Raw genomic sequence first — 12499 nt, forward strand, 5'->3', positions numbered from 1 at the left:
TTGTAACTCATTAACGTGCAACGTTAGCATTAGGTAGCTGCGGATGCGTTACCGGCGAGAAACCAGGCAGATAACGGTGTACCGACAGGTCATCTGCGGCAATTGCCGGTCTTTTGCCGGAAATGATATCAGAAAGCAGCTGGCCTGAACCGCATGCCATCGTCCAACCGAGCGTACCGTGACCAGTATTGAGATAAAGATTCTTCAGCGGCGTTGCGCCGACGATGGGCGTGCCGTCCGGCGTCATCGGGCGCAGGCCGGTCCAGAAGCTTGCCTGCTCAACAAAACCGCCGTTGGGATAGAGGTCGCGTACCACCATTTCCAGCGTTTCGCGCCGTACCGGTGGCAGCTGCGTATTAAAGCCGACGATCTCAGCCATACCGCCGACGCGAATACGCCGATCGAAGCGCGTAATCGCAATTTTGTAAGTTTCATCCAGCACGGTAGAAACCGGCGCACCCGCTTCATCGCGCAATGGAATAGTCAGCGAATAGCCTTTCAGCGGATAAACAGGAATAGAGACGATATCTTTCAGCAACGCGGTAGACCAGGAACCAAAAGCCACCACATAGCTGTCCGCCGTCAGCACCTCGTTGCCACACTGCACGCCAACGATACGGTTTCCTTCACGCAGCAGGCGATCCACCGGCGTGTTAAAGCGGAAAGTCACCCCGGCCTGCACGGCCATCTCCGCCAGACGTTGCGTAAACAGCTGGCAGTCACCGGTTTCATCATTCGGCAGCCGCAGCCCACCGGTCAGTTTATGCTGTGTCATTGCCAGCGCAGGCTCAACGCGGGCAAGCTGATGCGCTTCCAGTAGTTCATAAGGCACGCCCGCCTCTTCCAGCACGGCGATATCTTTACTGGCGCTCTCATATTGCTGAGCGGTGCGAAACAGCTGTAGCGTGCCGCCCTGACGCCCTTCATACCGGATACCGGTCTGCTCACGCAGTACCTTCATGCAGTCGCGGCTATATTCGGCAATACGCACCATGCGGCTTTTGTTTTCCTGATAGTGACGAATATCGCAGTTACGCAGCATCTGCCACATCCATTCCAGCTGAAAACGACTGCCGTCGAGTCGAATCGCCAGCGGCGCATGGCGCTGAAACATCCACTTCATTGCTTTTAGCGGTACGCCCGGTGCTGCCCAGGGTGCCGCATAGCCCGGCGAGATCTGCCCGGCGTTTCCGGCACTGGTTTCCTGTGCAGCGCCTGACTGGCGATCGATCACCGTTACCTCATGTCCCGCCTGTGCCAGATACCAGGCGCTGGCTACGCCGACAACTCCACTTCCCAGAATGACAACACGCATAGCTCCCCCAGGAGAGATCATTAAAGAACAATATTCTGAATGTTAGCCTACACGGCGGATGATAATTTTGCCGCATCTTACAACACATAATGTTGACATATTTCACATCTTTTTTACCTTCACGGTAAGTAAAAACAAGCAATGGCGGTTATTTCGGTAGAAAATAGTGCTTTTGCACCATAACCAGCAGCAAGTGAGGCGATAATGGATTAAATGAAGGTCGATCAGCAGAAATTATCATTCCCAGCAGAAAAGGAAGTGTGCAATATATTATTCTGCACAAGAGAAAAATAATCGTATTATTCATTATTTAAAATCTCCATTTTTCCTGCCGCTTTATTTTGTATCGCCGTTTCCGGTTGCATTCAGGTTTCAGATGGAAAACAGTGAACTATCATTAACTCTGTGTTCGCCTAATTTTTTAGGCCGTGTTGTTCGGGATGAGCCTTAAACAACAGAAATCTGCACGGCAACGGCTTGCTCAGGCAGATTCATCAATGAGGGGTGCGCAATGACGACTATATTTGACGATCCGGTTAAGGACAGCAAACGACTCAGTGACGGACCCGACTGGACCTTTGAGCTACTCGATACCTACCTGGCAGAAATCGACCGCGTAGCGAAACACTACCGGCTGGAAACCTACCCGCATCAAATTGAAGTCATCACCTCGGAGCAGATGATGGATGCCTATTCCAGCGTCGGGATGCCGATTAACTATGCCCACTGGTCTTTTGGCAAAAAGTTTATCGAAACCGAGCAGCGCTACAAACATGGCCAACAGGGACTGGCGTATGAAATCGTCATTAACTCCAATCCCTGTATCGCCTACCTGATGGAAGAGAACACCATTACCATGCAGGCGCTGGTGATTGCGCACGCCTGCTACGGCCATAACTCATTTTTCAAAAATAACTACCTGTTCCGCAGCTGGACCGATGCCAGCTCGATCATCGACTATTTGCTGTTCGCCAAAAATTATATTGCCGAATGCGAAGAGCGTTATGGCGTTGAAGAGGTGGAACGACTACTCGACTCCTGTCACGCGCTGATGAACTATGGGGTCGATCGCTACAAACGCCCGCAAAAAATTTCGCTTCAGGAGGAGAAAGCCCGGCAGAAGAGTCGTGAAGAATATCTGCAAAGCCAGGTAAATACCCTCTGGCGTACGCTGCCGCGCCGCGAAAAAGAGGAAGTCCATGCGGAGAAAGTGCGTTTCCCTTCTGAACCACAGGAAAATTTACTCTACTTTATGGAGAAGAACGCCCCGCTGCTGGAGCCCTGGCAGCGTGAGATCCTGCGCATTGTGCGTAAGGTCAGCCAGTATTTTTATCCGCAGAAACAGACGCAGGTCATGAACGAAGGCTGGGCCACCTTCTGGCACTACACCATCCTGAATCATCTGTATGATAAAGGGAAAGTAACCGAGCGTTTTATGCTGGAGTTCCTGCACAGCCACACTAACGTGGTGTTTCAGCCCAGCTACAACAGTCAGTGGTATAACGGCATCAACCCTTATGCACTCGGTTTTGCCATGTTCCAGGATATCAAGCGCATCTGTCAGTCACCGACGGAAGAAGATCGCTACTGGTTCCCTGATATCGCCGGTTCAGACTGGCTGGAGACGCTGCATTTTGCTATGCGCGAATTTAAAGATGAGAGCTTTATCAGCCAGTTCCTGTCGCCGAAGGTAATGCGCGATTTCCGCCTGTTTACCGTGCTGGATGACGATCGCAATAACTATCTGGAGATTGCGGCGATCCATGATGAAGCGGGCTATCGTGCTATCCGTCAACAGCTGTCGGCACAGTACAACCTGAGCAACCTTGAGCCCAATATTCAGGTTTACAATGTCGATCTGCGCGGCGATCGTTCCCTGACGCTGCGCTATGTGCCGCATCAGCGTGCGCCGCTGGATAAAAGCCGCCGCGAAGTGCTAAAGCATGTGCATCGCCTGTGGGGGTTTGATGTACATCTTGAACAGCAAAATGAGGATGGGAGCGTAGAGATGCTGGATCGCTGTCCGCCGCGCCCTAACTCGCTGTAGCGATAGCGTAGCAATCTAAAGGCCGACGATGTTTCCGGCCTTTTTTATTGTCATTTAACAGCGCTTACGCTGCTTCAGACGGCTCAGCGGCGCTGCAAATCGTCCGGCAACGTTTGCATGCTGTGCCAGATATCACCGCTGCGACGCCCGTAATCGCGTACGGCAGCCACGATATGCTCCGGATCGGCACCATCGCAAAACGCCAGCAGCTGCTGATAAAAGCGCTGCGCCAGCAGGCGCGCTTCCGGGTTAGCGAAATAGTGACGCCCAACGCGGGTATAGAGCCCTTTCAGACCGTTAAGGATCAGGCCATAAATCGGGTTGCCCGATGCAAAAGCCAGACCGCGGAAAATACGGTAGTCCAGCTCGGTATAGGCATCCGCCTGATCGTCAATGCCTTCAGCACTGATTAACACCTCGCGCGCCCTCTCGGGAAAGTGGCGGATGGCGCGACGAATAAAAATAGAGGAAATATTGGTACGTACGGAAAGCAGATTATCAATCAGCTGCGGTACGCTATCGTGATCGAGACGCGCCAGCGTTTCAAGAATATTCAGGCCGGACGTTTCCCAGAAATCATTAACCCGCGTAGGCTTGCCGTGCTGAATCGTCAGCCAGCCGTCACGCGCCAGACGCTGAAGTACTTCGCGCAGTGTGGTGCGGGTGACGCCGATTAATTCAGACAGTTCGCGCTCGGCAGGGAGGATGGACCCAGGAGGAAAACGGCTATTCCAGATACTTTCAATGATATATTCTTCCGCGAACCCGGCCGGGCTCTGCGCCTTTATAACCATAGCGTTATATTCTCGTTGCTTTATCATCAGGCAATATGGCGCTCATCATACCAGAGGGCCCAGGCATCACCTAGCCTCGCTGCGGTTAAAACTTTAACCCGGCGCAAATATTCACGAGATTATTCGGCTGTTTAGCCGTAAGCGCATTGCCACCATCGTAAGCGACGATTACCCTTTGCATTTGAAATTTACTTAATTCGCATGAGGTTACTTTTGCACATGGATATTTCCCCTGGGCGCGCTTTTACGCGTAATTTTCTCGGACAGTCTCCCGACTGGTATAAGTTGACGCTGCTGGGCTTCCTGGTGATTAACCCCCTGCTGTTTTTCTTCGTCAGCCCCTTTCTTGCTGGCTGGCTGCTGGTAGCGGAGTTCATTTTTACGCTCGGTATGGCGCTAAAATGTTATCCGCTGATGCCCGGCGGCCTGCTGGCGCTGGAGGCCGTCGTTATCGGCATGGCCAGCGCGGAACAGGTTAAAGAGGAGCTGGCGAATAATCTTGAAGTCCTGCTGCTGCTGATTTTTATGGTGGCCGGTATTCATTTTATGCGCCAGCTGCTGCTGTTCGTTTTTACCCGGCTGCTGCTGACCATTCGCTCTAAGGTCTGGCTGGGACTGTCGTTCTGCCTTGCCGCCGCCTTCCTTTCCGCATTTCTCGATGCGCTGACGGTGGTCGCGGTGGTGCTCAGCGTTGCCGCCGGTTTTTACGATATCTATCATCGCGTTCTCTCTGAAGGGGAAGGTGCTGACGGCTGCCTTAGTGATGAAGCGCATCGCGAGACGCTGGAAAAATTCCGCTCCTTCTTACGCAGCCTGATGATGCAGGCGGGCGTGGGTACGGCGCTGGGCGGCGTCATGACCATGGTTGGCGAACCGCAAAACCTGATTATTGCCAAAGCAGCCAGCTGGGATTTTGTTGGCTTCTTCCTGCGTATGGCGCCGGTTACCGTACCGGTACTGATTTGCGGCTTAATAACCTGCCTGGTGCTGGAGCGTTTTCGCCTGTTTGGTTACGGTGAACCGCTACCGGAGAAGGTGCGCGCCGTGCTGATGGATTACGATCGCGAAGCGAGCCAGAAACGCACCCGCCAGGAGAGACTGAATCTGTGGATACAGGGCATTATCGCCGTCTGGCTGATCTGTGCACTGGCGCTGCACCTGGCTGAAGTGGGGCTGATTGGCCTGTCGGTCATTATTCTGGCGACCTCGCTGTGCGGCGTGACCGATGAGCATGTGATTGGACGCGCCTTTTCCGAAGCGTTGCCGTTTACCGCGCTACTGACGGTATTTTTCGCCATCGTCGCTGTTATTGTGGAACAAAACCTGTTCAGCCCGTTAATTCACTTTGTATTGCAGGCTGAAGCCAATACGCAGCTGACCTGGTTTTATGTTTTTAACGGTCTGCTCTCTTCCATTTCGGATAACGTTTTTGTCGGTACGGTCTATATCAACGAGGCGAAAAACGCCTTTACCCACGGCGCTATCAGTCTGGAACAGTTTGAACTGCTGGCGGTAGCCACCAATACCGGTACTAACCTGCCATCGGTAGCCACGCCTAACGGCCAGGCGGCGTTTCTGTTTATGCTGACTTCAGCGCTGGCACCGCTCATCCGCCTCTCCTATGGGCGCATGGTGTGGATGGCGCTGCCCTATACGCTGGTACTTTCTCTGGTTGGGCTGTTCTGCATTATGTATACGCTTGAACCAGTGACGCAGTGGCTGATGCAGCATGGCTGGTTAACCCTGCCGGTACTGTAGCGTGCTATCCGCTACCGCGGTAAAAGACGATAAGGTTAATTCAGATCCACTTTTTTTCGCTGCCCTGGCTGGCAGCGAAATTTTTTTGTTTTACACTGCCGGTTCAACGCTAATGACATGGAATGAATTATGTTGCGATATCTTAATAAATGCTCAACAGGACGCGGCGCCTGGCTGTTACTGGCGCTGACTGCATTTGCGCTTGAAATGGTGGCGCTGTGGTTTCAGCACGTCATGCTGCTCAAACCCTGCGTGATGTGCATCTATGAACGCTGCGCGCTGTTTGGCGTTATGGGTGCCGGGCTGGCAGGAGCTATCGCACCGAAAACGCCGCTGCGCTATGCGGCGCTGGTAATCTGGCTTTACAGTGCCTGGGAGGGACTACGTCTCTCTTATGAACATACCATGATTCAGCTGCACCCAAGCCCTTTTGTCACTTGCGATTTTGCTGCCCGTTTCCCCAGCTGGTTACCGCTGGATAAATGGCTGCCGTCGGTTTTCGTCGCTTCCGGCGACTGTGCCGAGCGCGTCTGGTCCTTCCTGACGCTGGGCATGCCGGAGTGGCTAATGGTGATTTTTGCCGCCTATCTGCTTGTGGCGCTGCTGGTACTGATTGCGCAGGCGTTTAAACCAAAGCGCCAGGAGCATTTTAGCAACGTGGCGTAATCGGGCGCGGCTGGATTAGGCTTTCCATTCCGGTCGATTGATAATGTGATCTTCCCAGTCCACTACCTCACTTTCACGCACCGCAATATGCCGCACGGAAATACGTGCGGCATGCATGGCGGCCTTTGAGCCGCTGCGTAACGGATGCCATACCGGCAATCCTTTTCCTTCCGCCAGCAGACGATAGGCACAGCTGGGCGGCAGCCAGGAGAAGGTCGGCAGATTTTCACGCGTCAGTTTGATGCAGTCCTCTTCATATTCGAAGCGGCGCTCGTAGTTACGGCACTGGCAGGTTTTGATATTGAGCTGGTCACAGGCGACATTGGTGAAATAGATTTCATCCGTATCGGCATCCTGCAACTTATTCAGGCAGCACTGTCCGCAACCATCGCACAAGGATTCCCATTCCTCATCACTCATTTGTTCCAGGCTTTTCACCTGCCAGAAAGGGGTATCAGTCATTGTGATGTCCGGTTAAGCAAAAGCGCACCTTATAAACAGTTCAGGCCTGAGATGCAAGTATCACAGCACGCGCGTACTCACGCCGTGACCGGCCAGCGACACTTCCAGCTTGTCGCCAGCGTGCAGCGGCCCTACGCCCTCGGGCGTGCCGGTCAGAATGACATCACCGGCGCGCAGGGTAAAGAATTTACTCATATAGGCAATCAACGGCAGCAGCGGCGTGATCATATCGGCGGTGCTGCCCTGCTGACGCACCTCACCATTGACCACCAGCTTCAGCTCGCTCTGCTGCGGATCGCCGCTGAACTCACTGGCGGGAATGAAACCGGAGAGTGGGCAAGAGTTATCAAACCCTTTCGCCTTTTCCCACGGCTGACCCGCTTTTTTCAGGCCGGCCTGGATATCGCGCAGGGTGAGATCGAGCGCAACGCCGTAGCCCGCTATCGCCTGTGCCACGTGCGCTTCACTGGCCTGTTTCAGCGTAGCGCCAATCAGCACCGCCAGTTCAACCTCATGATGCACCGCACCGAGATCCTGCGGAATCGACAGCGGCTGACGCAAGTCACACAGCGCCGTTTCCGGTTTGATAAAAATTACCGGCTCCTGCGGCGTTGCGCTGCCCATCTCTTTAATATGTTTTGCGTAGTTGCTGCCGACGCACACAACCTTACTCACCGGAAAATCTAACAGCGCGCCCTGCCAGTTACGATGTTGATACATATCTTTCCCCTTACTGAGTGTGACCAGCGTCGCCCCGACGCCAGTCTATTACTGTGCTACCGCATCCGCCATTTTGCCAATGCTGATAGCGAAATAATAAGAGCGATTCCAGCGCATGATAGTGCGGAAGTTGTCATAAACCAGATAAGCGCGTCCGGCCATATCATCCGGCAAAACGACCCAGGCGCGCTGCCGGGTATCAGGCAGCGCTGCGCCATCGCTCAGCCGGACGCCCAGTTTCTCCCAGTCGCCGACGCTTTTTGCCTGCCCGGTTTTAATACCTGCCAGTTTGACATCGAAATCGACCGGCAGCACCGCCTCACTTCCCCAACCTTCACTGGCCTGCCAGCCCTCTTTTGCCAGGTAGTTTGCCGTTGAGGCAAAGACATCATCGGTGTTACGCCAGATATCGATTTTACCGTCGCCATCGCCATCAGCGCCGTAGCGCAGATAAGAGCTGGGCATAAACTGGTTCTGCCCCATCGCGCCAGCCCAGGAGCCTTTCATCTCCGCCGCGCTGATATGCCCCTGCTGGATCATTTTTAACGCTGCCATTAGCTCACCGGTGAAAAAGCTTTCGCGACGGCCTTCAAACGCCAGCGTCGCGAGCGCTGAAATAATATCCTCACGCCCCTGGATCTGACCGAAGTTGCTCTCCATTGCCCAGAGCGCCACGACATATTGCGGCGGCACGCCGTACTGCTGGCTGACCGCGCCGAGCTCGCGCTGATATTGCTGATAGCGGCTGCGCGCCAGCGCGATTTTTTTCTCCGGCATGACGCGCGCCAGATAGTCATCCAGCGTAATTTTCTTTTCCGGCTGATTGCGATCTAATTTAATAACCCGATCGACGAAATGAACGTTCGCGAAGGCGCTGTCAATCGTCTGCGCATCGATACCCTGCGCGCGCGCCTGTGCCTTAAGCTGTTCAACGTAACCGGGGAATTGCGCCGGATCGCGGCCCTGCTGCGCCAGCGTGGTCTTCCCCTCCGGCGCGGTTAAAAAGCCGCCGCTTTTGGTAACGGGCGTGGCGGTAGCGCTGACCGATGGCGGTGTGGGCGAGGCGCTATTTTCACTGGCGCATCCCGCCAGCATTATTGCAAGCAATGTTGCACCTGGGGCATTTAGCTTCATAGCGGCTCCTTATTAATCCATTGCGGCCAGCGGTAATTAAATTGAAGATTTATTCAACGACTTATTATTTTACAGATGAATCTTAATTAAGACGTTTTGCGTTTTTCCAGATGTAATTTCAACAGATTTTCTGGCGGCGGCGGAAGCTGTAAATAATAACCTTGTTCCTGTAGCGACTGTTTTACTTTTTCCAGATCGGCATTAGCTAGTTTCTTAGTGCGTTCAAGGGGTAACACCATAGCCAGCTGCGGTTTACCAAAGCCGCGCAGCAGCGCTTCCGGCACGCGGGAAAAATCGTCTTTTTTTTCAACATAGAGATAAGTTTGGTCTCGCAGGGGACTTCGATAGATCACACAAAACATATTTTTTACTCGAATTAAGCGGGGTGGTGTCTTGCCTCAATATAACAGTAACTATAACATGCTTGCAGTAGTTAGGAATAATGTCCCGCCTTGATTACGCGCTGGCTAAATCAGGCATAATTTAGTCGGGTTTAGACATAACAGGACTGAGCCAGGACAGATGTCGCAAACGCCAATCGAGTTTAAAGGCAGTAGTTTTACTCTGTCTGTTGTTCATTTACACCACACGCATCCCGATGTGGTTCGTCAGGCGCTTCAGGACAAAATTGACCAGGCCCCCGCCTTTCTCAAAAATGCGCCCGTGGTTTTAAACGTTGCCGCGCTGGACGGCGAGGTAAACTGGAAGCAGATGCAGCAGGCTATCGCTTCAACGGGATTACGTATTGTTGGCGTTAGTGGCTGTAAAGATGAGGCGTTGAAGCACATGATTGCCCGCGCCGGTCTGCCAATTTTGTCGGAAGGTAAAGAACAAAAGAGAAGTCCTGAACCAATCGCGGCACCCGCGTCAGAAAGCGTGGTGACAAAAACTCGCGTGGTGACGACGCCGGTACGTTCCGGTCAACAGATTTATGTTCGCAACGCCGACCTGATTGTTATCAATAGCGTCAGCGCGGGCGCTGAGCTGGTCGCCGACGGCAATATACATATTTACGGCATGATGCGTGGTCGGGCGCTGGCAGGTGCCAGCGGCGATCGCAACTGCCAGATATTTTGTACCAGTTTATCTGCGGAGCTGGTTTCCATAGCGGGCGAGTACTGGATTATGGATCAGATTCCGGCGGAATATTTTGCGAAAGCGGCGCGCCTTAGCCTGAAGGATGGCGCGCTGACAATACAGACTTTGAATTAGGCCCCTTTTCTTTATAAGGAATTCTTATATATGGCACGCATTATTGTAGTTACATCCGGCAAAGGGGGCGTTGGCAAGACCACGTCAAGCGCGGCCATCGCAACCGGTCTGGCACAGAAAGGGAAAAAAACCGTGGTGATCGATTTTGATATCGGTCTGCGTAATCTCGATCTGATTATGGGCTGTGAAAGACGCGTAGTTTATGATTTCGTTAACGTGATCCAGGGCGACGCCACGTTGAACCAGGCACTGATTAAAGATAAACGCACAGAAAACCTCTATATACTGCCTGCTTCACAAACCCGAGACAAAGATGCTCTGACGCGCGAAGGCGTTGAGAAAGTTCTGAATGAACTGAACGTAATGGAATTTGACTTCGTGCTGTGTGATTCACCGGCGGGTATCGAAACCGGCGCGCTAATGGCGCTCTATTTTGCTGATGAAGCCATTATTACCACTAACCCGGAAGTCTCTTCCGTGCGCGATTCCGATCGTATTCTTGGCATTATTGCCTCTAAATCGCGCCGCGCTGAAAATGGTCAGGAGCCGGTAAAAGAACATCTGCTGTTGACGCGCTATAACCCAGGTCGCGTTAGCCGTGGCGATATGCTGAGCATGGAAGACGTGCTGGAAATTCTGCGGATTCCGCTGGTTGGCGTAATCCCGGAAGATCAGTCGGTGCTGCGCGCCTCTAACCAGGGTGAGCCCGTGATTCTGGATAAAGAATCTGATGCGGGTAAAGCCTATGCCGATACCGTTGACCGTTTACTCGGTGAAGAACGTCCCTTCCGCTTCATTGAAGAAGAGAAGAAGGGATTCCTGAAACGCCTGTTCGGGGGATAAACCATGGCCTTACTCGATTTCTTTTTATCCCGTAAAAAGAACACCGCTAATATCGCCAAGGAAAGGCTGCAAATTATCGTAGCTGAACGCAGGAGGGGCGATAGCGAGCCCCATTATCTCCCGCAGCTCAAGCGCGATATTCTGGAAGTGATCTGCAAATATGTGAAGATCGATCCAGAAATGGTCACCGTGCAGCTGGATCAGCGCGGCGACGATATATCGATACTGGAGCTCAACGTAACGCTGCCGGAAATGGAAGAAGCTGCGAAATGACCCTTCTCCATTCCTGATCTTCCCCTGCCTTACGCAGGGGAAAATTTTTGCTGGCTATTGCGGATAGTCAGCCAGCACCTGCCTGATTTCCGGCTCCATCAGTTCGCCCCGCCAGCCGCTTATCAGTTCCGGTAGTCGTTCGCGCGGTTTAATCTGCCAGTGCCAGCTAAGCAGCTGATTAATCTGACGACGCGACGCTAACAGCTCGGTGCTTAACCCGCTGCGCTCGCTGACGCCCTGCACCACCGCCTTCAGCGCCTTAAAAGCTTTTTTGTAGTGCGGATGCTCATTAATATTGACCAGTACCGACGGCAGGCTCTCTTCTGGCAGCGCGTTAGCGTCGGCCACCATCTCCAGCATCGCTTTGCCGTGGAAGCGGATTTCGTGACCGCTCAGGCCCAGATGATCGAGCTCGCCCAGCGTACCTGGCTGATAGCGCGCCACCTTCCACAGGTTCTCTTCGCGCACCACAAAGTTGACCGCCATGTTTTTTTCACGTGCCACCTTCAGACGCCAGGCCGCCAGACGTTGCAGTACCGCCAGCTGACGCGGGCGCAGCAGCGAAGCATTACCGATTTCGCGATACGCCTCCTGCGGTTGCAGGATATCGGTACGGCGCTGGCAAAGCAGCAGGCATTCGCTCCGCGCCGCCTCCAGCCGCCCCACCGATGCGGTTTCATCCATTAAGGTGTGGGCGATTGGCAGCAACCAGAATACATCGGCGGCGGCATAGTCGCACTGACGTGTCGAAAGCGGGCGCGCCAGCCAGTCGGTGCGCGATTCGCTCTTATCCAGCACTTCGCCGGTAAAGGCTTCAACCATTGCGGCAAAACCCATAGAGAGCGGACGTCCGCTAAAGGCCGCCAGAATTTGCGTATCGATAAGCGGCGTCGGCAATACGCCGAAGCTGTGCAGGAAAACCTCCAGATCTTCGCTACCGGCATGCAAAAACTTGGTTACCTTCTCATCGCTCAGCAGATCGATCAGCGGTTGCCAGGCGGTAATCGTTAACGGATCCACCAGCGTAACCTGTTCACCATCATAGATTTGCAACAGGCCCAGCTGCGGATAGTAGGTGCGGGTGCGGACAAATTCGGTATCGAGCGCAATCGCGCGATGTTGGCGCGCCGCCTCACAGCAGGCTTCCAGCGCTTCATTGGTCGTGATGTAGGTGTAATTCAAATCCTTGCTCTCTTGGCAGCGGTTCGTTCACGTCGCTGATACTCAGTAAAATGACAGTAAAAACGCCGGATTGTCCGGCGTTTCGTTACCAGT

At 53.4% G+C, this 12499-nt stretch carries 13 protein-coding genes; 6 read left to right on the top strand and 7 right to left on the bottom strand.

Features of this window, described 5'->3' with window-relative positions; genetic code table 11:
* Window positions 1–10: 10 nt before the first annotated feature.
* Window positions 11–1315, bottom strand: coding sequence for a D-amino acid dehydrogenase (locus C7M51_RS07475; protein WP_160621212.1), 1305 nt, complete (start codon window positions 1313–1315; stop codon window positions 11–13).
* A 511-nt stretch (window positions 1316–1826) separates the two neighbouring features.
* Between C7M51_RS07475 and C7M51_RS07480 the strand changes: the two genes are divergently transcribed.
* Window positions 1827–3362, top strand: a complete 1536-nt coding sequence (locus C7M51_RS07480; RefSeq protein WP_160621213.1) for a SpoVR family protein — start codon at window positions 1827–1829, stop codon at window positions 3360–3362.
* Window positions 3363–3445: 83 nt separating this feature from the next.
* On the opposite strand, the gene fadR is transcribed toward C7M51_RS07480, so the two are convergent.
* Entirely contained in the window at window positions 3446–4156 is a 711-nt protein-coding gene (fadR, locus tag C7M51_RS07485) for a fatty acid metabolism transcriptional regulator FadR (RefSeq protein WP_160621214.1), read from the bottom strand.
* 219 nt (window positions 4157–4375) lie between these two features.
* Between fadR and nhaB the strand changes: the two genes are divergently transcribed.
* Both nhaB and dsbB read left to right on the top strand, forming a co-directional pair.
* On the top strand, window positions 4376–5914 hold the full coding sequence (nhaB, locus tag C7M51_RS07490; protein ID WP_160621215.1) for a sodium/proton antiporter NhaB: 1539 nt from the start codon (window positions 4376–4378) through the stop codon (window positions 5912–5914).
* A gap of 129 nt (window positions 5915–6043) precedes the next feature.
* On the top strand, window positions 6044–6580 hold the full coding sequence (gene dsbB, locus C7M51_RS07495) for a disulfide bond formation protein DsbB (RefSeq protein ID WP_160621216.1): 537 nt from the start codon (window positions 6044–6046) through the stop codon (window positions 6578–6580).
* Window positions 6581–6595: 15 nt separating this feature from the next.
* Here the strand turns inward: dsbB and C7M51_RS07500 are convergent, their stop codons facing one another.
* The 4 genes from C7M51_RS07500 to C7M51_RS07515 form a co-directional block, all read right to left on the bottom strand.
* Complete coding sequence (locus C7M51_RS07500) at window positions 6596–7042, bottom strand: YcgN family cysteine cluster protein (RefSeq protein ID WP_160621217.1); 447 nt, start codon at window positions 7040–7042, stop codon at window positions 6596–6598.
* A 60-nt stretch (window positions 7043–7102) separates the two neighbouring features.
* On the bottom strand, window positions 7103–7762 hold the full coding sequence (locus tag C7M51_RS07505; protein WP_160621218.1) for a fumarylacetoacetate hydrolase family protein: 660 nt from the start codon (window positions 7760–7762) through the stop codon (window positions 7103–7105).
* A gap of 48 nt (window positions 7763–7810) precedes the next feature.
* Complete coding sequence (locus tag C7M51_RS07510; protein WP_160621219.1) at window positions 7811–8896, bottom strand: lytic murein transglycosylase; 1086 nt, start codon at window positions 8894–8896, stop codon at window positions 7811–7813.
* An 86-nt stretch (window positions 8897–8982) separates the two neighbouring features.
* Window positions 8983–9258 (bottom strand): YcgL domain-containing protein, encoded by a 276-nt coding sequence (locus tag C7M51_RS07515; RefSeq protein WP_160621220.1) that lies wholly within the window; start codon window positions 9256–9258, stop codon window positions 8983–8985.
* 160 nt (window positions 9259–9418) lie between these two features.
* On the opposite strand from C7M51_RS07515, the gene minC reads away from it, so the two are divergent.
* The 3 genes from minC to minE are packed head-to-tail and all read left to right on the top strand — an operon-like array spanning window position 9419 to window position 11224.
* Window positions 9419–10108: a septum site-determining protein MinC gene (gene minC / locus C7M51_RS07520; protein WP_160621221.1), complete on the top strand. Its 690-nt coding sequence runs from the start codon at window positions 9419–9421 to the stop codon at window positions 10106–10108.
* A gap of 30 nt (window positions 10109–10138) precedes the next feature.
* Window positions 10139–10951 carry a septum site-determining protein MinD gene (gene minD / locus C7M51_RS07525; RefSeq protein WP_160621222.1) on the top strand — a complete coding sequence of 271 codons (813 nt, stop codon included), beginning with the start codon at window positions 10139–10141 and terminating at the stop codon, window positions 10949–10951.
* 3 nt (window positions 10952–10954) lie between these two features.
* Complete coding sequence (gene minE / locus C7M51_RS07530) at window positions 10955–11224, top strand: cell division topological specificity factor MinE (protein ID WP_038625795.1); 270 nt, start codon at window positions 10955–10957, stop codon at window positions 11222–11224.
* Window positions 11225–11278: 54 nt separating this feature from the next.
* Here the strand turns inward: minE and rnd are convergent, their stop codons facing one another.
* The gene (gene rnd / locus C7M51_RS07535; protein ID WP_160621223.1) at window positions 11279–12406 is read right to left on the bottom strand and encodes a ribonuclease D; all 1128 of its coding nucleotides are present in this window, start codon (window positions 12404–12406) and stop codon (window positions 11279–11281) included.
* Window positions 12407–12499 lie beyond the last annotated feature (93 nt).

The organism is Mixta intestinalis (assembly GCF_009914055.1).
GTDB classification, from domain to species: domain Bacteria; phylum Pseudomonadota; class Gammaproteobacteria; order Enterobacterales; family Enterobacteriaceae; genus Mixta; species Mixta intestinalis.

Coding starts and splice junctions, on each gene's coding strand:
- C7M51_RS07475 (WP_160621212.1), bottom strand. CDS start 1,315: ATGCGTGTTGTCATTCTGGGAAGTGGAGTTGTCGGCGTAGCCAGCGCC.
- C7M51_RS07480 (WP_160621213.1), top strand. CDS start 1,827: ATGACGACTATATTTGACGATCCGGTTAAGGACAGCAAACGACTCAGT.
- fadR (WP_160621214.1), bottom strand. CDS start 4,156: ATGGTTATAAAGGCGCAGAGCCCGGCCGGGTTCGCGGAAGAATATATC.
- nhaB (WP_160621215.1), top strand. CDS start 4,376: ATGGATATTTCCCCTGGGCGCGCTTTTACGCGTAATTTTCTCGGACAG.
- dsbB (WP_160621216.1), top strand. CDS start 6,044: ATGTTGCGATATCTTAATAAATGCTCAACAGGACGCGGCGCCTGGCTG.
- C7M51_RS07500 (WP_160621217.1), bottom strand. CDS start 7,042: ATGACTGATACCCCTTTCTGGCAGGTGAAAAGCCTGGAACAAATGAGT.
- C7M51_RS07505 (WP_160621218.1), bottom strand. CDS start 7,762: ATGTATCAACATCGTAACTGGCAGGGCGCGCTGTTAGATTTTCCGGTG.
- C7M51_RS07510 (WP_160621219.1), bottom strand. CDS start 8,896: ATGAAGCTAAATGCCCCAGGTGCAACATTGCTTGCAATAATGCTGGCG.
- C7M51_RS07515 (WP_160621220.1), bottom strand. CDS start 9,258: ATGTTTTGTGTGATCTATCGAAGTCCCCTGCGAGACCAAACTTATCTC.
- minC (WP_160621221.1), top strand. CDS start 9,419: ATGTCGCAAACGCCAATCGAGTTTAAAGGCAGTAGTTTTACTCTGTCT.
- minD (WP_160621222.1), top strand. CDS start 10,139: ATGGCACGCATTATTGTAGTTACATCCGGCAAAGGGGGCGTTGGCAAG.
- minE (WP_038625795.1), top strand. CDS start 10,955: ATGGCCTTACTCGATTTCTTTTTATCCCGTAAAAAGAACACCGCTAAT.